This is a genomic window from Rhodoplanes sp. Z2-YC6860, assembly GCF_001579845.1.
In the GTDB taxonomy this organism is placed as follows: domain Bacteria; phylum Pseudomonadota; class Alphaproteobacteria; order Rhizobiales; family Xanthobacteraceae; genus Z2-YC6860.
Window position 1 is genome coordinate 6,787,662 of sequence record NZ_CP007440.1, and the last position, 20,649, is coordinate 6,808,310.

Sequence of the window (20,649 nt, forward strand, 5' to 3'; positions counted from 1 at the left end):
TCGACGCATCATGGCCGCTCCAGCGAAAAAAGCCTCTACTGACGTCGAATCCCTGGTCGCCACGCTCGCCAACAGGCAGAGCGAGACGCCAAAGGGACAGAAGCAGCTCACCGGTCCGGAACGGGCGGCGGTGCTGATGCTCGCGCTCGGCGAGCAGCATGGCGCAAAAATCTGGGCCCTGCTGGATGACGACGAGCTCCGCCAGCTGTCGATCGTGATGTCGACGCTCGGCACCGTCGAAGCAAACCTCGTCGAGAATCTGCTGCTGGAATTCGTCGGCCGGTTGTCGGCCTCCGGCGCGATCCTCGGCAACTACGACGCCACCGAGCGGCTGCTGCAGCAATACCTGCCGCCGGAGCGCGTCAACGGCATCATGGACGAAATCCGTGGACCGGCCGGCCGCAACATGTGGGAGAAGCTCGCCAACGTCCAGGAAGAGGTGCTGGCGAACTATCTCAAGAACGAATATCCGCAGACCGTCGCCGTGGTGCTGTCGAAGCTGCAGCCGGAACATGCCGCCCGCGTGCTCGCCATTCTGCCGGAGGACCTCTCGCTCGATGTGGTCAACCGCATGCTTCGGATGGAAGCGGTGCAGAAAGAGGTGCTGGAGCGCGTCGAGCAGACGCTGCGCACCGAATTCATGTCGAGCCTGTCGCAGACCCACCGTCGCGATGCCCACGAGGTGATGGCCGAAATCTTCAACAACTTCGACCGCCAGACCGAAACCCGCTTCATGACCTCGCTGGAAGAGGCCAACCGCGAATCGGCCGAGCGCATCAAGACGCTGATGTTCACCTTCGACGACCTGGTGCGGCTCGATTCGGGCTCCGCGCAGACGCTGCTGCGCAACGTCGACAAGGACAAGCTTGCGGTCGCGCTCAAGGGCGCCAGCGAGACGGTGCGGGAATTCTTCCTCGGCAACATGTCGAGCCGTGCCGCCAAGATGCTGGTCGATGACATGCAGTCCATGGGCCCGGTCCGGCTGCGCGACGTCGACGAGGCGCAGGTCATGCTGGTCAACATGGCCAAGGACCTTGCCGCCAAGGGCGAGATCGTCATCTCCAAGACGCGTGACGAAGAGCTGGTCTACTGAGGATGAGTGGCGTGACCGCAAAAGCCAAATTCCTGTTCGACCAAGACTTCGCGCCAACCGCCAAGGCCGAGAAGGCGGTCGCCGCGGCCGAGCACGCGCTGATGCTGGCCGAAGCGGAAGCCAAGGGCTTCCGCGAGGGCTATGCGGGAGGCCAGCAGGACGCCACCGCTGCCGCCACCCAGCAGACCGCCACAGCCTTCGGGCAGATCGGCGACGCCATCGAGCGCTTTGCACGTGGTGTGGTCGCGGCCGAGCAGCGCATCGAGCAGGAATCCATCGAGCTTGCGCTCGCCATTGCCCGCAAGATCGTGCCGGAGCTGATGGCGCGCCAGCCGTTCGGCGAGGTCGAGGCCCTCGTCACCGAATGCTTCCGCCAGCTCACGTCGGCGCCGCATGTCGTGGTGCGCGTCAACGACGCGCTGCTCGAGACCGCCCGCGAGCAGCTCACCGAAATCGCCCGCAATCGCGGCTTCGACGGCCGCGTCGTGGTGCTGGCCGAGCCCGAAATCGCGCTCGGCGACTGCAAGATCGAATGGGCCGACGGTGGTGTGATCCGCGACATCAACAAGATCGACGCCGCCGTGACCACCGCCATCGCCCGCTATCTCGGCGCACGGCCTTCAGCCCTGATGCCTGAACTTGGAGACATCACATGAACGACAAAGTCCCGCTTCCCGATCTCGACAACGCCGCGGCTCCGCCGGCCGATCCGGCCGATTCCACCATCGCCGCCCAGGACGGCGAGAACAACGCGCGAAGCGCGGCCGACCTCGAAGCGGTGTTCGACGTGCCGGTGCAGGTGTCGGCGATTCTCGGCCGCGCCCGCATGGATGTCGGCGAACTGCTGCGGCTTGGCCCCGGCATGGTGCTGGAGCTCGACCGCAAGGTCGGCGAAGCGATCGACATCTACGTCAATAACCGCCTGGTCGCCCGCGGCGAGGTGGTGCTCGTCGAGGACAAGCTCGGCGTGACGATGACGGAAGTCATCAAGACCGAAAGAAACTAGAGCGTGATCCCGTCGAGCGGAAACCGCCGACCCGACGAGATCGTGCCGACAACACAGAAACACTAAGGAAAGGGCGAACCCATGCGACTTCTGATTGTCGGAACGCTCAAAGGCCAGCTGACCTCCGCAACCAAGATGGCGATGGATCGCGGCGCCGCCGTGACCCACGCCGAGACCATCGATCAGGCGCTCGCCGTGATGCGCGGCCGCGGCGCGGATCTCATGATGGTCGAGGTGGCGCTCGATATCGGCGATCTCGTCTCCCGCCTCGAGCTCGAGCACATCCATGTGCCGATCGTCGCCTGCGGCATCGAGAACAACGCCCGCGCAGCGGTCGACGCGATCCATGCCGGCGCCAAGGAATACATTCCGCTGCCGCCCGACCCGGAGCTGATCGCCGCCGTTCTCGCCGCCGTGACCGACGATTCGCGCGACCTGATCTACCGCGACGACGCGACCGCCCAGGTGATCAAGCTTGCCACGCAGATCGCCACTTCGGACGCGTCGGTGCTGATCACCGGCGAGTCCGGCACCGGCAAGGAGGTGCTGGCGCGCTACGTCCACACCCGTTCCAATCGTTCGAAGAAGCCTTTCATCTGCGTCAACTGCGCGGCGATCCCGGAAAATCTTCTGGAGTCCGAGCTGTTCGGCCACGAGAAGGGCGCCTTCACGGGCGCCATCGCGCGGCGCATCGGCAAGTTCGAAGAGGCGACCGGCGGCACGCTGCTGCTCGACGAAATCTCCGAGATGGACGTGCGGCTGCAGGCCAAGCTCCTGCGTGCCATCCAGGAGCGCGTCATCGATCGCGTCGGCGGCACCCGCCCGGTGCCGGTCGACATCCGCATCATCGCGACCTCGAACCGCAACCTCGCCGAGGCGGCGCGTGCCGGCACATTCCGTGAGGACCTCTTGTTCCGCCTCAACGTCGTCAACCTCAAGCTGCCGCCGCTCCGCGAGCGTCCCGCCGACGTCATCGAGCTCGCGCAGTTCTTCGCCAAGAAATATTCCGAAGCCAATGGCGTGGCGCTGCGGCCGTTCTCGGCCGAGGCCCGCCGGGCGCTATCGGTGCACCGCTGGCCGGGCAACGTCCGCGAGTTGGAGAACACCATCCATCGCGCGGTGCTGCTTGCGACCGGCACTGACATTGGCGTCGACGGCATCCTGACCCCGGACGGCGCGCGCCTCGATCAGGCTCGCTCGGGGCCCGCGGCTTACGCGGCGCAGGCCGCCGAGCAGGTGACGCGCACGCTGGTCGGCCGCACCGTCGCCGATGTCGAGCGTGACCTTATTCTCGAGACGCTCAAACATTGCCTCGGCAACCGCACGCACGCGGCCAACATCTTAGGGATCTCGATCCGCACCCTGCGCAACAAGCTCAACGAATACACGGCCGGCGGCGTGCCGGTGCCGCCGCCCGGCGGCGGCGAAGTCCGCGGCGCGGCTTAGAACTCAAGACTTGGCACTCAAGACTTGGCCCTCAAGACTTGACGCTTCAAAGGCCGGCTTGAAGCCGGCCTTTTTCTTTTCTACTCGATCACCTCATCGGCACGCGCCAGCACCGACGACGTCACCTCGAGGCCGAGCGTCTTCGCGGTCCTGGTGTTGACGATCAGTTCAAACCGCGTCGGCAGTTCGAATGGCAGGTCGCGCGGTGCCGCGCTCTTCAGAATGCGGTCGACCTGCATCGCGATCCGCGCGAACAGATCGCGGTGGTCGGCGAAGTAGGACATCAGGCCACCGGCCTCGACGTCGCGCTTGGACATCAGCATGGAAGGCAACCGGCGCTCGGTCGCAAGGCGGCCGGTGTCGGCGCCAAGTGCGAAGCCCTGCCCGGCCAGACGCAGCACCGCGTCCGCCTTCCATTCGACGGCTTGCCGCATCGACCGCAGCAGATCGTCCGTGGACCGCATCGGAAACGTCCGATACTCGATGCCGAGCTTTCCTGCCGATGCCTCGATGTCTTTCATCTGTGGCGCAACGATCGGCTCGTCGGGATGCAGGAACACGGCCACGCGCCGGACCGACGGCGCGACCTCCTTCAGGAGCGCGATTCGCTTCGATGTGATGTCGCCCGCCATATTGGCGACGCCGGTGATGTTGCGTTCCGGACGCGCAATGCTTTTCACAAAGCCAAGCAGCACCGGATCGCCCACCGCCGCAGACACGATGGGAATCGTACTGGTGGCGTCGGCCGCCGCCTGGGTGCCGGGGGTGTTCACCGCGACAATGACATTCGGCGCGGTTCGAACCGCATCGTCGGCCAGCTTGCGCAGGCGATCGAGCTTGCCGTCGGCGGAGACCACGTCGACGCGGAGATTGACGCCTTCCCGATAGCCAAGTCCGGCCAGCGTCTCGTGAAAGATTTTGGGAATCCATTGCGTCTGCGCCGGCGTCAGGACGACGACTCGCGGCATCTGCTGTCCGCATGCTACCTGACTACCGCAAAGCACGCCGAAAATCGCGAATACGACGCGCCAATTCTTCAATGTGCCCATTCAAAGCCCCCCAAGAACCGGCAAACGATTTTTCCGAAACCCCAGCATGGTCTGCACCTTTGCCTCTGACTGCAAGCCGACCAAGCGCTTCACGCAGCCGTGGAGGGCAACGGGCCAACCGTTGCTACCGGTTGCATCGAAGCGCAGGGCCTGAGTTAATCCGACGATGAGCGTGATCTATAAAATCTGCACCGCGTCCGAATGGCACGAGGCCGAGCGTTCGGGCGCCTATCGCGGCTCGGCGGTCGACCGCAAAGACGGGTTCATCCATTTCTCGACCGCCGAACAGGCCGCCGAAACCGCCAGCAAATGGTTTGCCGGCCAGCACGACCTCGTCCTGGTTGCGATCGACGGCGATGCGCTTGGTGCGCGCTTGAAGTGGGAGCCGTCCCGCGGCGGTGCGCTCTTTCCGCACCTTTATGGCGAGCTTCTGCTGCAAGCCGTACTTCGCGTTGATCCGCTGCCGCTGGATACCGCGGGACGGCATATTTTTCCGCAGGCTATGGCCTAAACGCCTTTGCCGAAACGACACGTGCACGCCATATCGTCACGAGGGCGGTGTGAATTCGCGCGCGCTTGGACAGACAGCAGATCATGGCCTCCTCTTCGCTGACATTCGCCATCGGTGACGTGCACGGCTGCTTCGCCAAGCTCGACAACCTGATGCACCGTTGTGCCGAATACGCCGGATCGCGGCCGCACCGCTTTGTCCTGCTCGGCGACTATATCGATCGCGGCACTGACAGCCGTCAGGTGATCAAGAAACTCCGGCGGCTCACCGGGCAGCGCCCGGACGAGGTCATCTGCCTCAAAGGCAATCACGAGGACATGCTGCTGTCCGCCGTCGATGAGCCGTGCGACTCGTTGTGGATCAACAACGGCGGCGACACGACTCTGGCGAGCTACGGTGTCGAAAGGCCTGCGGAGTTGCCGGCCGACGACATCGCCTGGATCCGCGGCCTGCCGCTCTGCCATGACGACGGCCTGCGGTTCTTCGTCCATGCCGGCATTGATCCGGCGGTGCCGCTGGATCGGCAGGACGGCAACACGATGCTGTGGACGCGCAAGCGCTATTCCGACGAGTTCAATCCCGGGCGTCTCATCGTGCATGGCCACACGCCGCTGCGCTCCCAACGTCCGGACCTCGGTCCCCACCGGATCAATCTCGACACCGGGGCGGTGTACGGCGGGCCGCTGTCTGCTGCGGCTTTTACCGATCAAGATGCCGCCCCGGAGGCGTTGCTGGTTGGATCGGAGGTTTTTCAGGTCGGCTGCGGCCCGAATGTAAAGCACTTGCAACGATTCGTGATAACTGACGAATATTGACTTTCGTCATTCATATAATCATTATATTGCAGCGCAAGAGGTGCTGCAATGGCTGGAAAAACCAATTTCGCCCAATATTCCAATACGTTGTCGGCAGCGCTGCTGCTGCTGACCCTGGCCTTGGGTCTGGTGGGCTGCAACGAGATCACCGCGCAGACCGTAGCCCCGGCCCGGCCGGTCCTGGCCGTGCCCGTGCATTACGAGACCCAGGTCGCCGACCGCAGCTTCGTCGGCACCATCCGGCCGCGGATCGAAAGCGATCTCGGCTTCCGGGTCACCGGCAAGGTGCTGAAGCGCCTGGTCGAGGTCGGCAATCTGGTCGAAGCGGGCCAGCCGCTTGCCACTCTGGATGAGGTCGACCTCAGCCTCCAGGTCGAGCAGGCGGAAGCCGAGCAGCGCGCCGCGACCGGCGTGCTGGCGCAAGCCGCCGCCGCCGAGAACCGGGCGAAAGAGCTCAAGCAGAAGGGCTGGACAACCGACGCCCAGGTCGAGCAGGCCAGGGCCACCGCCGACGAGGCGCGGGCGCGGCTCAACCGCGGTGAACGCGCGCTCGAACTCGCCAAGAACTCGCTGTCATACGCGACGCTGGTCGCCGACGCGCCAGGCGTGGTCACCGCGACGCTGATCGAGCCCGGTCAGGTGGTGGCCGCCGGCCAGGCCGCGATCCGCGTGGCGCGGCTCGCCGAGAAGGAGACCGTGGTCGCGATTCCCGAAACGCTGCTGGCGCGCGCCAAGTCGGACGAAGCGCGGGTCGCCGTCTGGTCCGAGCCGAACAAGCGCTACGTCGCCAAGCTTCGCGAGCTTGCGCCCTCGGCCGACACCATGACGCGGACTTATCTCGCCAAGTTCTCGATGCCCGACGCCGACGGCAACGTGCAGCTCGGCATGACCGCGACGCTGACGCTGTCGGACCCGGCGAGCGAAAAGGTCGCACGTCTGCCGCTCGCCGCGCTGTTCGATCAGGGCCAGGGGCCGTCGCTTTATGTCGTCGATGACAAGACCGGCGCGCTGACGCTGAAGCGCGTCACCGTGAAGGCCTATCAGAGCAACGAAGTCCTGGTCAGCAGCGGTGTCGACGAAGGCAACAACGTCGTCGCGGTCGGCGTGCAGAAGCTCGACCCCGCGCAGAAGGTGCGGGTCGTCTCGTCGCTGTCGTTCTGAAGCCAACGTACTGAAGCCAATTACCGAAGCTAAGCGTCCCAACGATCCCGATCGTCGAGGAGAACTTCCATGCGCCGCTTCAATCTCTCGGCCTGGGCCGTCGCGCATCCTGCGCTGATCCTGTTCCTGATCGTGATGTTCGGCGGCGCGGGGCTTCTGTCCTACGAGAAGCTCGGCCGCGCCGAAGACCCCTCCTTCACCATCAAGGTCGTGGTGGTCACCGCGACCTGGCCCGGCGCCACCGCAACCGAGATGCAGGCGCAGGTCGCCGATCCGGTCGAGAAGAAAATGCAGGAGCTGCCCTACTTCGACAAGGTGACGACCTATACGAAGCCGGGCTTCACCGCGATGCAGGTGGCGTTCAAGGACAACACGCCGGCGCGCGACGTGCCGCAGCTGTTCTACCAGATCCGCAAGAAAATCGACGACATCCGGAACGACCTCCCGGCCGGCGTACAAGGCCCGGCGGTCAACGACGAATACGGCGACGTCGATTCGATTCTTTACATGCTGACCGCCGACGGCGCCGACTACGCGCAGATGAAGAAGGTCGCCGAAGGCCTGCGCCAGCGGCTGCTCAAGGTGAAGAACGTCACCAAGGTCAATCTCTACGGCACCCAGGCCGAGAAGATCTTCGTCGAGTTCTCGAACTCCAAGCTCGCGACGCTCGGCATCACCACCGATCAGATTTTCCAGTCGCTCGCCAAGCAGAACGCCGTGGTGCCGGCCGGCACGGTGGAAACCGGCGCGCAGCGCGTGCCATTGCGCGTCACCGGCGCGCTCGACGGCGCCAAGACCGTGGCCGAGACGCCGGTTGAGGCCAACGGCCGCACGTTCCGCCTGGGCGATATCGCGACCGTCACCCACGGTTATGTCGATCCGCCGGACTTCCAGGTGCGCCAGGAGGGCAAGGCCGCGCTCGGCATCGGCGTCGTGATGGCGAGAGGCGCCAACATCCTCGAACTCGGCCCCGCGGTCGCAAGCGCCACGCAGGAATTCATGAAGGCCGTGCCGCAGGGCTTCGAGCTCGAACAGATCGCCGACCAACCAGTCGTGGTCGAGCATGCGGTCGGCGAGTTCGTGCACTCCTTCATCGAGGCGCTGGCGATCGTGCTGTTCGTGAGCTTCCTCGCGCTCGGCTGGCGCACCGGCATCGTGGTCGCGCTATCGGTGCCGCTGGTGCTCGCCATCGTCTTCATCATCATGAATGCGATGGGCCTCGACCTGCACCGCATCACGCTCGGCGCGCTGATCATCGCGCTCGGCCTGCTGGTCGACGATGCCATCATCGCGGTCGAGATGATGGTGGTGAAGATGGAACAGGGCTGGGACCGCATGCGCGCCGCATCCTTCGCCTGGGAGTCCACCGCCTTTCCGATGCTGACCGGCACGCTGGTCACCGCGGCGGGCTTCCTGCCGATCGGCTTCGCCAATTCATCGGTCGGCGAATATGCCGGCGGCATCTTCTGGGTGGTGGCGCTTGCGCTGGTCGCGTCATGGTTCGTTGCCGTGATCTTCACGCCCTACATCGGCGTCAAGCTCCTGCCGAACTTCAAGAAGGCCGCAGCCAGCCACGATCCGCACGCGATCTACGAGACACGCATGTATCGCGGGCTGCGCCGCATCATCGAATGGTGCGTCAATCGCCGCATCACGGTGGTGCTCGCCACGGTCGGCATCTTCGTCGCTTCGATCGTGGGTTTCGGCCGCGTGCAGCAGCAGTTCTTCCCGCTCTCGGAGCGGCCCGAGCTGTTCTTCCAGCTCCGACTGCCGGCCGGCACCGCGTTCGGCACGACGCTGCAGTCGGTCAAGAAGGCCGAAGCCATGCTCAAGGGCGACAAGGACATCGCGACCTACACGGCCTATGTCGGCCAGGGCTCGCCGCGGTTCTGGCTCGGCCTCAATCCGCAACTGCCGAACGAGTCCTTCGCCGAGATCGTCATCGTGTCGAAGGACGTCGACGCCCGCGAGCGCATCAAGGCGCGGCTCGAGAAGTCGGTCGCCGACGGCGCGCTGTCGGAGGCGCGCGTGCGCGTCGACCGCTTCAACTTCGGCCCGCCGGTCGGCTTCCCGGTGCAGTTCCGCGTGATCGGCCCTGACACCCAGAAAGTGCGCGACATCGCCTATCAGGTGCGCGAGGTGATGCGCACCGACGAAATGGTGGTCGACCCGCATCTCGATTGGAACGAACAGTCGCCGTATCTCAAGCTCGTGGTCAACCAGGATCGCGTGCGGGCGCTCGGGCTGACGCCGCAGGACATCTCACAATCGCTCAGCATGCTGATCTCGGGCACGTCGGTCACCACGGTGCGCGACGGCATCGAGAAGGTCGAGGTGGTGGCGCGCGCTGTGCCGACCGAGCGGCTCGATCTCGGCCGCATCGGCGACCTCTCGCTCTACACCCGCAATGGCGTGGCCGTGCCGCTCTCGCAGATCGCCAAGGTCGAATACTCCCACGAGGAGCCGATACTCTGGCGCATCAACCGCGACATGGCGATCACGGTGCGCGCCGACGTGATCGACGGCGTGCAGCCGCCGGACGTCACCAACGCGATCTGGCCGAAGCTCAAGGACATCCGCGACCATCTCGAGCCGGCCTACCGGATCGAGATCGGCGGCGCCATCGAGGAGTCTGAAAAGGGCAACGCCTCGATCTTCGTGCTCTTCCCGCTGATGCTGTTCGTCATGCTGACGCTGCTGATGATCCAGCTGCAGAGCATCTCACGGCTGATCCTGGTGTTCCTCACCGCTCCGCTCGGCATCATCGGCGCGTCGCTGGGCCTGAACGTCGCCGACAAGCCGTTCGGCTTCGTGGCGCTGCTCGGCCTCATCGCGCTCGCCGGCATGATCATGCGCAACGCCGTGATCCTGGTGGACCAGATCGAGTCCGACGTGACCCACGGGCTGACCCGCCGCGAGGCAATCGTCGAGGCCACGGTGCGGCGCGCCCGGCCGGTGGTGCTCACGGCGCTCGCCGCGATTCTCGCGATGATCCCGCTGTCGCGCTCGGCCTTCTGGGGCCCGATGGCGATCACCATCATGGGCGGGCTGTTCGTTGCGACCTTCCTGACGCTCCTTTACCTGCCGGGTCTCTATGCCTTGTGGTATCGCAAGCGCCTGGACGAGCACGGCGACGCGGAAATTTCGCCCGCCGGCCCGGAGCACAGTTCGCCGCCGGTTCCGGGGCCGCTTGCGATTGCGGCCGAATAAGAAGATATAAGACCAAGAGAGCGCCTGAGATAAACGCCGATGCTGAACGTGGCAGAACAGGTCGAAACAGACACGCGCGAGCGGATCCTCGTGACCGCCGAACGGCTGTTCCGCGAGATCGGCTACCAGAAGACCACGGTGGCCGACATCGCCAAGGCTCTGAAGATGAGCCCGGCCAATGTCTACCGCTTCTTCGATTCCAAGAAGTCGATCAATGGCGGCGTCGCCCGCCGGCTGATGGGCCAGGTCGAGCGGCAGTCGCAGGCCATCGCGGCTGGAAACGACAAGGCCGCGGTCAAGCTCCGCGAGCTGGTCACCACCATCCACCGGATGAATTCCGAGCGCTATGTCGCCGATCTCAAGATGCACGACATGGTGGCGGTCGCCATGGAAGAGGACTGGGAAGGCTGCAAGGCGCACATCGATTGCCTCACCGCCTCGATCGCGGCTGTGATCGCCGACGGCGTCGCCTCCGGCGAATTCAAGGTGTCCGACGTGGAGCTTGCCGCGGTCTGCACCTGCACCTCGATGGTGCGCTTCTTCCATCCGCAATTGATCGCGCAATGCGCCGACAAGCCTGAGCCGACGATCGATCAGATGGTCGATTTCGTGATCGCGGGGCTGCGGGCATAGGACGTCTGGCGCTAGCCCTGAAAATAGTCGCTGTCATGGCCGGGCATAGCCGTCCAAAGGACGGCGTCGCTTCGCTCGCCTATGTCCCGGCCATCTCGCTTAGGGACGCACTGTGCCCCCTAAGCGAGATGCCCGGCACAAGGCCGGGCATGACGGCGGAGAATGGCGCAAATAGTTGGGCAGTAGTCACTCCCTGATCACCGCGATCACCTCGACCTCGATCAGAAAATCCGGATGCGACAGCCTGCGCACCTCGACCGCTGTGCTGGTCGAAAGCGCGTCGCCGCAGAACTCCATGCGCGCATCAATGTGCTGGTAATAAGCCTCGATGTCGGTGGTGAAGGTCTGCCGCTTCACCACGTCGGCGAACGTGGCTCCGACTGACGCCAGCGCGGTGCGGATGTTCCGGAACACCTGCCGGATCTGCGCCCGCATGTCACCCTTGCCGACGATCTCGCCGTTCACGTCGCGCGACAAGATGCCGGAGAGAAACACGAGCTTGCCCGGCACGACGGTCACGACCGGCGCATAAAGCAGATGGCCTTTGACGACCCGCTTCGACAACCCTTCCGGAAATACGTTCTGACGTTCGAACATCGCGATGCTTCCTCTGCTTGCCCGGCCCTGTCCTTGCATGGACACCATTCAGGGAGCGGCTACTATCGAGGCTTCGACTGCCGCTGTCGATGCACGGGGGAATGCCGCGATGCAGATGCGCTCCGCAATAATCGCCGGACTGTTCGCCGTGGGCGCGTGCTTCGCCGCAGCCACACACGCCGCAGCGCAGAGCTTTCCATCCAAACCGGTCCGCATCGTCGTGCCTTATCCGGCCGGCGGCTCGGTCGATATCGTCACCCGCGCGGTGTCGCAGCGGCTCACGACACTGTGGGGCCAGAGCATCGTGATCGAGAACAAGGGCGGCGGCGGCACCCAGATCGGCGCCGAGGCGGTCGCGAAATCGCCGGCCGACGGCTATACGCTGTTTGCCACCGGGATGGAGACCTTCGCGATCACGCCGTTCATGGTGAGCAAACTGGCGTTCGATCCGGACAAGGACTTCACGCCTGTGAGCGGGTTCGGCTTCTCGAACCAGTTCCTGGTGCTGACGGCGTCTTCGCCGATGACGACCGTCAGCGACGTGATCGCCGCCGCGAAAGCAAAACCCGGCGAGCTGCAGTACGGCACGGTCGGGCTCGGCGGATCGAGCCACATCAACATGGTGCTGTTCGAGAGCATGACCGGCATCAAGCTCACGCCGGTGCATTATCGCGGCGGCGCGCCGCTCGTCACCGACCTGCTCGGCGGCCATGTGCCGATGAGCTTTCTCAGCGGCGCACTGGTCGACCAGGGCATCAAGGCCGGCAAGCTCCGGCCGGCCGCCATCGCCAGCAAGCAGCGCCTGCCGCAATATCCGAATGTGCCGACTGTCGACGAAAGCGGCGTGCCGGGCTTCGAAGCGGTGAGCTGGTACGGCCTCTGGGCGCCGGCCGGCACGCCGCCCGACATCGTCACCAAGATCAATGCCGACGTTCAGAAGATCTTCGCCGATGACGACTTCCGCACGAAATTTCTAGAGCCGAACTTTCTGGGCGCCGTGACTGGCTCTCCCGCCGAGTTCGCGGCCTTCATCAAGGCCGAGGCCACAAAGTGGGGCAAGCTCGTCCGTGAGGCCGGCATCAAGGCCGAGTAAGGCTCAATGCCCCGCCATGTGACGGCCGATGCGCGTGAGATCGGCGCTCTGCGCCGGCGTCTCGTAGACGAAGGTGCCGTGGAACATCACCACGATGCGATCGGCAAGTTCCAACAGCTCGTCGAGGTCCTCGCTGACCAGCAGCACCGCGGCGCCGCGGTTGCGCACCGCCATGATCTCGGCGCGGATCTGCGCCACCGCCGCGAAGTCGAGACCGAAGCACGGGTTCGCCGCGATCATGATGTCGACGTCGCGGCCGAGCTCGCGCGCCAGCACGGCGCGCTGCACGTTGCCGCCCGACAGCTCGCCGATCGGCGTGTCGGGCGTGCGCGTCCGCACCTTGTAGCTCTCGATCTGCTTCTTCGCATTCGCCGTGAACGCGCCGCCGTCGAGCCACCAGTTGCCGCGGGCAAACGGCGCGCGATCGAAATCTCGGAACGCCATGTTGTCGGCGACGCTCATGCGGCCGACGCAGGCGTTGCGCAGCGGTTCCTCCGGCAGACACGACAGCTTGTGCTCGCGCATCTCGGAGCGCAACGCATGATAGGCCTCGCCGTGCAGCGTGATGGCGCCGCCCTGGGCCTCGCGCTGGCCGGCCAGCACCTCGACGAGCTGCCGCTGGCCGTTGCCCGAGACGCCGGCGATGCCGACGATCTCGCCGCCGCTCACGGTCAGCGACAGGTCGTGCACCGCGATCGCGCCGGCGTCGTCGAGCGCATTCAGCTTCGAGATTTCGAGCCGCGGCTTGCCGGACACTTGGCTCCTTGGCGGCCGCGCCGTCAGTGCCGCGTCGCCGATCATCATCCTGGCCATGGCGTCGGGCGTGAGATCGGTGACCTTGCCGCCGCCGGCGAGCTTGCCGCGCCGGAGTACCGTCACCGCGTCGGCGAAGGCCATGACCTCGCGGAACTTGTGGGTGATCATCAGGATCGTCAGATCGCCCGCTTTGACCATGTCGCGGAGAAGCCCGAGCACCTCATCGGCCTCACCGGGCGTCAGCACTGATGTGGGCTCGTCGAGGATGAGAAAGCGGCGGTTGAGATAGAGCTGCTTGAGAATTTCGCACTTCTGCCGCTCGCCGGCCGAGATCGCCGACACCCGCGCATCGAGCGGCAGCTTGAAGGGCATGCGCTCGAAGAACGCGCCGATCTCAGCCTTCTCCTTCTTCCAGTCGACCACGCTCGGCACATGGTCGCGCGCCAGCACCAGGTTTTCGGCGACCGTCATGGCGGGCACCAGCGTGAAATGCTGGTACACCATGCCGAGGCCCAGCGTGTGCGCGGCCTGCGGATTGCCGATCGCTTGTTCGCGGCCGTCGACCAGCACGTCGCCTTCGGTCGGCTGGTAGTAGCCCATGATGCATTTGACGAGCGTGCTCTTGCCGGCGCCGTTCTCGCCGAGGAGCGCATGGAAAGAGCCCGCCTCGACCTTCATGTCGACATGGTCGAGCGCCGTGAAGGCGCCGAACCGCTTGGTCATGGCAACCGCCTCGACACCGATGGTGCGCGGTTCGCTCATGCGATGGCGTCCTTGAAGGCCTTCGACGACGCCACCGCGCCGAACACGCCGCCCTGCATCTTGATCATCTTCAGCGCGTGATCGTGGTTGGCCTTGTCGGTCGCGCCGCAGCAGTCCTCCAGCAGCAGGCATTCGAAGCCGCGGTCGTTGGCCTCGCGCATGGTGGTGTGGACGCAGACGTCGGTGGTGATGCCGGTCAGCACGAAGTTCTGGATGCCGCGCAGCCGCAGCATCAACTCGAGGTCAGTGGCGCAGAACGAGCCTTTGCCGGGCTTGTCGATGACCGGCTCGCCGGGCAGAGGCGCCAGGTCGGCGATGATGTCCCAGCCGGGCTCGCCGCGCACCAGCACGCGGCCGCACGGCCCCGGATCGCCGATGCCGGCGCCGATCCGGCGCGAGCGCCAGCGCTTGTTGTCTGGCAGGTCAGCAAGGTCCGGGCGGTGCCCTTCGCGGGTGTGGAAGATGTGGAAGCCCTTGGCGCGCATCGCCACGAGCAGCGCCTTGATCGGCTCGATCGGCGCGCGCGTGAGAGAAAGGTCGTAGCCCATCTTGTCGACATAGCCGCCGATGCCACAGAAGTCGGTCTGCATGTCGATCACGATCAGCGCGGTGTTCTCGGGGCGCAGATCGCCGTTGTAGGGCCACGGATACGGATCGGACGCGACATAACGTTCGGCCATGGCGATGATGCCTCCGCGCGCTATTTGGTGATGCTCAATTCGGCCGGTGCGCCGATCAGCCGGCGCTTCGGCGAGCAGGTGATGATCATGATGACGAGCGTGAGCACATAGGGCGTGGCGTTGAACAGGTGATAGCCCGACGAGATGCCGACCGATTGCAGCGCCGGTCCGAGGGCTGCCGCAGCGCCGAACAGCAACGACGCGCCGAGGCAGGCCATCGGATTCCAGCGCGCGAAGATCACGAGCGCCACCGCCGTGAAGCCCTGGCCGCTGGACAGTCCCTCGTTCCAGCTTCCCGGATAGAACAGCGAGAGAAACGAGCCCGCGACGCCGGCGAGAAAGCCGCCGGTCATGGTGGCGCGGAGCCGGATCATGTTGACCGAATAGCCCATGGCGAGCGCCGCATCGGCGCTTTCGCCGGCGGTGCGCAGCACCAGGCCCCAGCGCGTCGAGCGGAACGCCCAGAGGAGAAACGGCGCGAGCGCGATGCCGATCAGGAACAGCACGTTGATCTGCAACGCCGCTTTGACCTGCGGGATATCGCTCCACCAGCCGAAATCAATGGCGGGCAGCCGCGGCGCGGTCGGCTCGATCAGCGGCTTGCCGAGATAAAACGCGAGACCCGTGCCGAACAGCATCAGCGCGATGCCGAGCGCCACATCATTGACCTTGGGCAGGCTGCAGATCGAGGCGTGCAGCGCGCCGAGCAGCGCGCCGGCTATGCCCGCGGCGAGCACGCCGAGGAACGGCGAGCCGGTGAGATAGGACGTCGCATAGCCGCTCATCGCACCCATCACCAAGGTGCCTTCGAGGCCGAGATTGATGCGGCCCGAACGTTCGGTGATGCATTCGCCGAGGCTGACGAACAGGAACGGCGTCGACACGCGCACCGCGCCGCCGATCATCGCGATCGGCACCACCCAGTAACCGAGCGAGGTGTCGGCCATGATGTCTAAGCCTTCAGCCGGTTGAGCAAGGTGAAGCGGCCGTAGAGCGTCTCGCTCGCCAGCACGCAGATGAAGATGATGCCTTGCAGCACCAGGATCGACGCATCCGGCAGGCCGAGCCGGCGCTGCAGCAGCCCGCCGCTCGCGCCGATGCCGCCCAGCAGGATCGCGACCGGCACGATCGCCAGCGGATTGTGCCGGGCGAGGAACGCGACCAGGATGCCGGTGAACCCGTAACCCGCCGCGAGGTTCGCGTTCGCCCTGCCCTGCACGGCCGCGACCTCGACGGTGCCGGCAAGCCCGGCCATCGCGCCTGCGATGAAGCAGACAATGAGAATCAGCCGGCCGACATCGAGACCGACGATCTTGGCGGCGCGGATGTTGCCGCCCGCCACCCGCGCGGCGAAGCCGAACGTGGTGTGAAAGATCAACACGTAACAGATGACCGCCGCGATGACGCCAAGCGCCAGTCCCCAATGCACGTCGGTGCCCGGGATGGAGCCGATCATGTTGATAGCGCCGATCTCGCGGGTCGACGGCTTGTTGAGGCTCGTCGGATCGCGCATCGGCCCCTCGACGATGTGGTTGAGCAGCGCGATCGCGATGTAGACCAGCAGCAGGCTCGAGATGGTCTCGTTGACGCCGCGATAGTGCTGCAACGCGCCGGAGATCACGATCCAGATGCCGCCGGCCGCGGCGCCCGCCACAAGCATCGAAAGCTGCACCATGAGCGGCGGCGCCCACGGCATGGCGAGCCCGGTCGCGGTTGCGGTCAGCGCGCCCATCAGCAGCGCGCCCTCGCCGCCGATGATGACGAGACCGAGCTGCGCCGGCAGCGCGGTGCACAGCGCCGTGAGAATGAGCGGCGCCGCGCGCGTCAGCGTGTTCTGCCACGAGAACCAGGTGCCGAACGCGCCCTGGTACATGTAGAAATAAAGATCGAGCGGGCTTCGGCCGGACACGCCGACGAAGGCCCCGAACAGGACAAGCGAGCCGATGAGCGCGAGCGCGGGGACGAAGATGAATTCCGCCGCGCTCGCCAGACGACGAGCGATCGCCATGGGCCCGGCCGCGACTCGTTACGACGTCGATCCGATGACGCCCTCGACGAGGTAGTTCATCGACTCGAGCTCCGGCGCAGTCGAACCCTGCTCCGTGCCCGCCGCGATCACGGTGTTGCCCTTGTTGTCCTTGATCGGACCTTTATACATGACGTAGCTCCCCGCCATGAACTTGGCCTTGACCTCGTCGGCGTGCTTGCGCGCCTGCTCCGACACCTTCGGACCGTACGGCGACACCTTGACGATCTCCTCCTTGAGACCGCCGCGGTAGAAGTTCGGGATGGTCTCGCCCGACGTGAACATCTTCACGAACTTCGGATAGATCGCCTCCCAATTCCATTCGGCGCCGGTGAGGTAGGCTTCGGGCGCAAGCGGCGCGGCGTTGACGTGATAGCCGGAGATCATCGCGCCGCGGCGCGCGGCGTTCTCCATCACGGTCTTGGGGCCGTCGACGTGGCAGGTCACGACATCGACGCCGGCATCGATCAGGCTGTTGGTGGCCTCGGCCTCCTTCACCGGCATCGACCAGTCGCCGGTGAAGATCACCTGCAGCGTGGCGTTCGGATTGGACAGCTTGGCGCCGAGGATGAACGCGTTGACGTTGCGCAGGAGCTGCGGGATCGGCTTCGCAGCCACGAAGCCGAGCTTGCCGGACTTGGTGGCGTAGCCCGCGACGATGCCGGCGATGTATTGCGCCTCGTCGATGTAGCCGAAATAGCTGCCGACGTTTTTCGGATCCTTGTCGGTCCACAAGCCACCGGCGTGCTCGAACCGCGCCTTCGGATATTTCTTCGCCAGCTTCAGCGTGTGCGGGCTGAAATAGCCGTAGGAGGTCGGAAACAAGAGCGAGGCGCCGTCGAGATTGATCATGGACTCCATGGTCTTCTCACAGGCGTCGGTCTCCGGGACCTTCTCCTCCTCGACGACCTTGACGCCGGTCATCTTCTTCAACGCGGCGGCGCCGGCGGCGTGGGCCTGGTTGTAGCCGTAGTCGTCGCGCGAACCGACATAGACGAAGCCGACCACGGTGTCGGCCGCAAAGGCGCGCTGCGGCACGAGACCCGCGAGCGCGGCGGTGCCGGCGCCCTGCAGCAGGCGCCGACGCGTAACTCGATCGAATGTCATGGATGATCCCCTCGGATACGACATGAGCAGGTCAAAGCCGGCCCGCGTCATGCAATCCCCGAAACGCGAGCCGCAGTGCTCCACGCCGCAAGTTCCATGCCAGCGTCTCGGACGGCGCTGCGGAGGCTGACGCATTGAAATCCCGCAACTTTTCGATTTGAAGCCGATGGTACGCTGTCAGTCCCCGCTCGGTGTGCCTGCCAATGCTTTGAGCAAATCTGTTGGAACGGATGCATTCGATCCGGGCACTCCTTGTGCTTGCCGCGCGCCCTCGCCAGAATTCAAGATCAGTTCGCGTGGCCTAGGGCGAGCCGAGCGCGGAATTTTTGGGAGGCTCTTCTATGGCTGCGCACAAATCCCTTTGGCCGATTCTCGCCTGCTGGGCGCTGAGCTCCGCACCGGCATTCGCCCAGCAACAGCCCGGCGCCGACTTCCCGCCGGGCCCCGGCAAGGACACCGTGGTCGCGGTGTGCAACGGCTGTCACAGCATCAGCCGGCTCAAAGCGGGATACGACGCCGCCGGCTGGAACATGATCCAGCACATGATGCAGAACATGGGCGCGCCGGTGGTCGCCGAGGAATGGCCCGACGTCACGGCCTACCTGATGAAGAATTTCCCGGAGCGGCCGCGGCCGCCGGCGGCCGAGCTGCCGGGCCCGGTGCAGGTCGACATCAAGCTGTGGGATCTGCCGACGCTCGGCTCGCGCCCGCACGATCCGCTGGCGACGCGCGACGGCGCGATCTGGTGGAGCGGCCAGCTTGCCAACAAGCTCGGCCGTCTCGATCCCAAGACCGGCGCGATGCGCGAGTACTTCCTGAAGTCGCCGCACACGGCTCCCCACGGGCTCGTCGAGGACAAGGACGGCAACATCTGGTTCACCGGCAACTTCTTAGGGTTGATCGGCAAGCTCGATCCCAAGACCGGCATCACCACCGAATATCCGCTGCCCGATCCGAAGGCCAAAGACCCGCACACGCTGATCTTCGATCGCGACGGCATCCTGTGGTTCACGGTGCAGGCCGGCAACATGGTCGGCCGCCTCGATCCCAAGACCGGCGAGATCAAGCTTGTCACCTCGCCGACGCGGAACTCGCGGCCCTACGGCATGGCGCTGAATTCGAAGAATATCGTGCACTTCGTCGAGTTCGGCGCCAACAAGGTCGCGACCATCGACGCCAAGACCATGGCGATCAAGGAATACGAGCTGCCGAACAAGGACGCCCGGCCGCGCCGCATCGCGATCGGACCCGATGACATCGTCTGGTACACCGATTATGCCCGCGGCTTCCTCGGCCGGCTCGACACGACGACCGGCAAGGTGACCGAATATCCATCGCCCAGCGGCCCGCAGTCAGCGCCTTACGGCATCGTCTTCACGCAGGGCGCGCTCTGGTACAACGAATCCTTCGCGAAGCCGAACACCATCGTGCGCTTCGATCCGAAGACCGAGAAATTCCAGACCTGGGCGATCCCCGGCGGCGGCGACATCGTGCGCAACATGAGCGTCACGCCGGATGGCAATCCGGTGACTGCGAACAGCCTGATGAATCAGGTGGGACTGGTGGAGATCAAGTCGCCACCGTCGCGGTGACTTGTCGCGGAGCTTGCAAGCATAGGCCCTCGGATCGGCTCTCCGCTTGAGCCTCTGCGAACAATGGCCAAAGGCCTCGGCTTACGGTTGAGCAAAGTGTAAAGCCGTCCACCATTATCGTCGTATTCGCGGCGCGGGTGTCGACGTTCTATAATCGCCTTTTATTCTTCGCGAGACTTTCGGCGGGCTTCACATCAGGACCATTATACGAATCCCCGCGTCTACAATCCACGTAGACTGAGACACAAGGGATTTAATATGCCGTCGGTGCCTTGGTTCGAAAAATTGAGCGTACCTGAACGGATCTCTGCTGCGAAAGAGAAGACGCAACGCGTCGTCGATCACGTCCACTATTTGCTTGAGTTGCACGAGAACAACGCAATCGTGCTCTACAGCCCTACCCTTTCGCAACAGATTCCTAAGTCATTTGCAGCGAACGCATTCAACGTATTTCAGCAGGGCATGCATCAATTCGAGATCGTTCGGTTGTGCGCGCTGTGGGACACTGCCGGCGCGGAAAAGGAAAATATCCCGAGCATCATCGAACTCATCGATGATCACGACGTGATCGAGGCCTTAGCCGAAGAAATGGCCTCGTTTTGGCGTGGCCAGGGCACCGGCATTTTGAATCCGCCAGAAGATGCGGAGTTAGCGAACCTTGAGCGAATGGCAATCGCGCGCAGCAATGAGCAGTTTGGGCAAGAGCAGGCGCATAAGGCGAGAGCTAGCCTGCGCCAAGCGATCGCCGATACCCATGCAATCTTGGCGTCACAGAGGCACGCCTCGATCATGAATTTGCGTGACAAGCATCTCGCGCACTCCCTTACCGAGACGCGCCGCGAAAGGAAGGTTGGGCCGCTGCCGCCCGTGAAATACGGTGATGAGAGCGAGATGTTGACGGTCACGTTGCCGATCGTCGAAGCAGTGCACTGTTGGGTGAACGGCACTAGCCTTTCGTTTGACGAGAGTCGCGAGATCGATCGAAAGAACGCTAAAGCTTTATGGGAGGCTTGCATATTCAACGTCACTCGATAGTAAACCGTCAGGATGCAAACCTTGAAAGCAACCTCTAAGTTTGTGAGGCGCATCATTCCGCCCCTTGGGATGAGCGA

The 20,649-nt window shown here is 64.6% G+C and carries 19 protein-coding genes; 12 read left to right on the plus strand and 7 right to left on the minus strand.

What is annotated here, in order from left to right:
• Positions 1 to 10 precede the first annotated feature (10 nt).
• The 4 genes from fliG to flbD all read left to right on the plus strand — a co-directional run bounded on the left by fliG (position 11) and on the right by flbD (position 3,545).
• Positions 11 to 1,093, plus strand: coding sequence for a flagellar motor switch protein FliG (gene fliG / locus RHPLAN_RS31685; RefSeq protein ID WP_068027022.1), 1,083 nt, complete (start codon positions 11 to 13; stop codon positions 1,091 to 1,093).
• Positions 1,094 to 1,104: 11 nt separating this feature from the next.
• Positions 1,105 to 1,749, plus strand: coding sequence for a FliH/SctL family protein (locus RHPLAN_RS31690; protein WP_198164591.1), 645 nt, complete (start codon positions 1,105 to 1,107; stop codon positions 1,747 to 1,749).
• The gene (fliN, locus tag RHPLAN_RS31695) at positions 1,746 to 2,099 is read left to right on the plus strand and encodes a flagellar motor switch protein FliN (RefSeq protein WP_068027028.1); all 354 of its coding nucleotides are present in this window, start codon (positions 1,746 to 1,748) and stop codon (positions 2,097 to 2,099) included. The genes RHPLAN_RS31690 and fliN overlap by 4 nt, the downstream gene beginning before the upstream one ends.
• Before the next feature lie 81 nt (positions 2,100 to 2,180).
• On the plus strand, positions 2,181 to 3,545 hold the full coding sequence (flbD, locus tag RHPLAN_RS31700; protein ID WP_068027030.1) for a sigma-54-dependent transcriptional regulator FlbD: 1,365 nt from the start codon (positions 2,181 to 2,183) through the stop codon (positions 3,543 to 3,545).
• Positions 3,546 to 3,625: 80 nt separating this feature from the next.
• Here flbD and RHPLAN_RS31705 read toward each other — a convergent pair whose 3' ends face one another.
• Positions 3,626 to 4,513, minus strand: a complete 888-nt coding sequence (locus tag RHPLAN_RS31705) for an ABC transporter substrate-binding protein (RefSeq protein WP_198164592.1) — start codon at positions 4,511 to 4,513, stop codon at positions 3,626 to 3,628.
• 247 nt (positions 4,514 to 4,760) lie between these two features.
• Between RHPLAN_RS31705 and RHPLAN_RS31710 the strand changes: the two genes are divergently transcribed.
• The 5 genes from RHPLAN_RS31710 to RHPLAN_RS31730 all read left to right on the plus strand — a co-directional run bounded on the left by RHPLAN_RS31710 (position 4,761) and on the right by RHPLAN_RS31730 (position 10,924).
• Positions 4,761 to 5,105, plus strand: coding sequence for a DUF952 domain-containing protein (locus RHPLAN_RS31710; protein ID WP_068027035.1), 345 nt, complete (start codon positions 4,761 to 4,763; stop codon positions 5,103 to 5,105).
• 83 nt (positions 5,106 to 5,188) lie between these two features.
• Positions 5,189 to 5,920, plus strand: a complete 732-nt coding sequence (locus tag RHPLAN_RS31715; protein WP_084245991.1) for a metallophosphoesterase family protein — start codon at positions 5,189 to 5,191, stop codon at positions 5,918 to 5,920.
• A 48-nt stretch (positions 5,921 to 5,968) separates the two neighbouring features.
• Positions 5,969 to 7,081 carry an efflux RND transporter periplasmic adaptor subunit gene (locus RHPLAN_RS31720; RefSeq protein WP_068027038.1) on the plus strand — a complete coding sequence of 371 codons (1,113 nt, stop codon included), beginning with the start codon at positions 5,969 to 5,971 and terminating at the stop codon, positions 7,079 to 7,081.
• Between the two features lie 69 nt (positions 7,082 to 7,150).
• On the plus strand, positions 7,151 to 10,291 hold the full coding sequence (locus tag RHPLAN_RS31725) for an efflux RND transporter permease subunit (RefSeq protein ID WP_068027041.1): 3,141 nt from the start codon (positions 7,151 to 7,153) through the stop codon (positions 10,289 to 10,291).
• Positions 10,292 to 10,330: 39 nt separating this feature from the next.
• Positions 10,331 to 10,924 carry a TetR/AcrR family transcriptional regulator gene (locus RHPLAN_RS31730; RefSeq protein WP_068027044.1) on the plus strand — a complete coding sequence of 198 codons (594 nt, stop codon included), beginning with the start codon at positions 10,331 to 10,333 and terminating at the stop codon, positions 10,922 to 10,924.
• Positions 10,925 to 11,110: 186 nt separating this feature from the next.
• On the opposite strand, the gene RHPLAN_RS31735 is transcribed toward RHPLAN_RS31730, so the two are convergent.
• A complete protein-coding gene (locus tag RHPLAN_RS31735; RefSeq protein ID WP_068027048.1) occupies positions 11,111 to 11,521 on the minus strand; it encodes a RidA family protein in 411 nt (136 codons plus the stop codon).
• A 109-nt stretch (positions 11,522 to 11,630) separates the two neighbouring features.
• Here RHPLAN_RS31735 and RHPLAN_RS31740 point away from each other — a divergent pair, with 109 nt between their 5' ends.
• Positions 11,631 to 12,614 (plus strand): Bug family tripartite tricarboxylate transporter substrate binding protein, encoded by a 984-nt coding sequence (locus tag RHPLAN_RS31740; protein WP_068027052.1) that lies wholly within the window; start codon positions 11,631 to 11,633, stop codon positions 12,612 to 12,614.
• Positions 12,615 to 12,617: 3 nt separating this feature from the next.
• Here the strand turns inward: RHPLAN_RS31740 and RHPLAN_RS31745 are convergent, their stop codons facing one another.
• The 5 genes from RHPLAN_RS31745 to RHPLAN_RS31765 are packed head-to-tail and all read right to left on the minus strand — an operon-like array spanning position 12,618 to position 17,945.
• On the minus strand, positions 12,618 to 14,132 hold the full coding sequence (locus tag RHPLAN_RS31745; RefSeq protein WP_068027055.1) for an ABC transporter ATP-binding protein: 1,515 nt from the start codon (positions 14,130 to 14,132) through the stop codon (positions 12,618 to 12,620).
• Positions 14,129 to 14,812, minus strand: a complete 684-nt coding sequence (gene biuH, locus RHPLAN_RS31750; protein ID WP_068027058.1) for a biuret amidohydrolase — start codon at positions 14,810 to 14,812, stop codon at positions 14,129 to 14,131. The genes RHPLAN_RS31745 and biuH overlap by 4 nt, the downstream gene beginning before the upstream one ends.
• A 20-nt stretch (positions 14,813 to 14,832) precedes the next feature.
• Positions 14,833 to 15,759, minus strand: coding sequence for an ABC transporter permease (locus tag RHPLAN_RS31755; protein ID WP_068027061.1), 927 nt, complete (start codon positions 15,757 to 15,759; stop codon positions 14,833 to 14,835).
• 5 nt (positions 15,760 to 15,764) lie between these two features.
• Complete coding sequence (locus RHPLAN_RS31760) at positions 15,765 to 16,820, minus strand: ABC transporter permease (protein ID WP_068027064.1); 1,056 nt, start codon at positions 16,818 to 16,820, stop codon at positions 15,765 to 15,767.
• 18 nt (positions 16,821 to 16,838) lie between these two features.
• Positions 16,839 to 17,945, minus strand: coding sequence for a BMP family ABC transporter substrate-binding protein (locus RHPLAN_RS31765; RefSeq protein ID WP_068027067.1), 1,107 nt, complete (start codon positions 17,943 to 17,945; stop codon positions 16,839 to 16,841).
• 341 nt (positions 17,946 to 18,286) lie between these two features.
• Between RHPLAN_RS31765 and RHPLAN_RS31770 the strand changes: the two genes are divergently transcribed.
• The gene (locus RHPLAN_RS31770; RefSeq protein WP_068027070.1) at positions 18,287 to 19,537 is read left to right on the plus strand and encodes a Vgb family protein; all 1,251 of its coding nucleotides are present in this window, start codon (positions 18,287 to 18,289) and stop codon (positions 19,535 to 19,537) included.
• 258 nt (positions 19,538 to 19,795) lie between these two features.
• Positions 19,796 to 20,572, plus strand: a complete 777-nt coding sequence (locus tag RHPLAN_RS31775) for an AbiU2 domain-containing protein (RefSeq protein WP_068027073.1) — start codon at positions 19,796 to 19,798, stop codon at positions 20,570 to 20,572.
• Positions 20,573 to 20,649 lie beyond the last annotated feature (77 nt).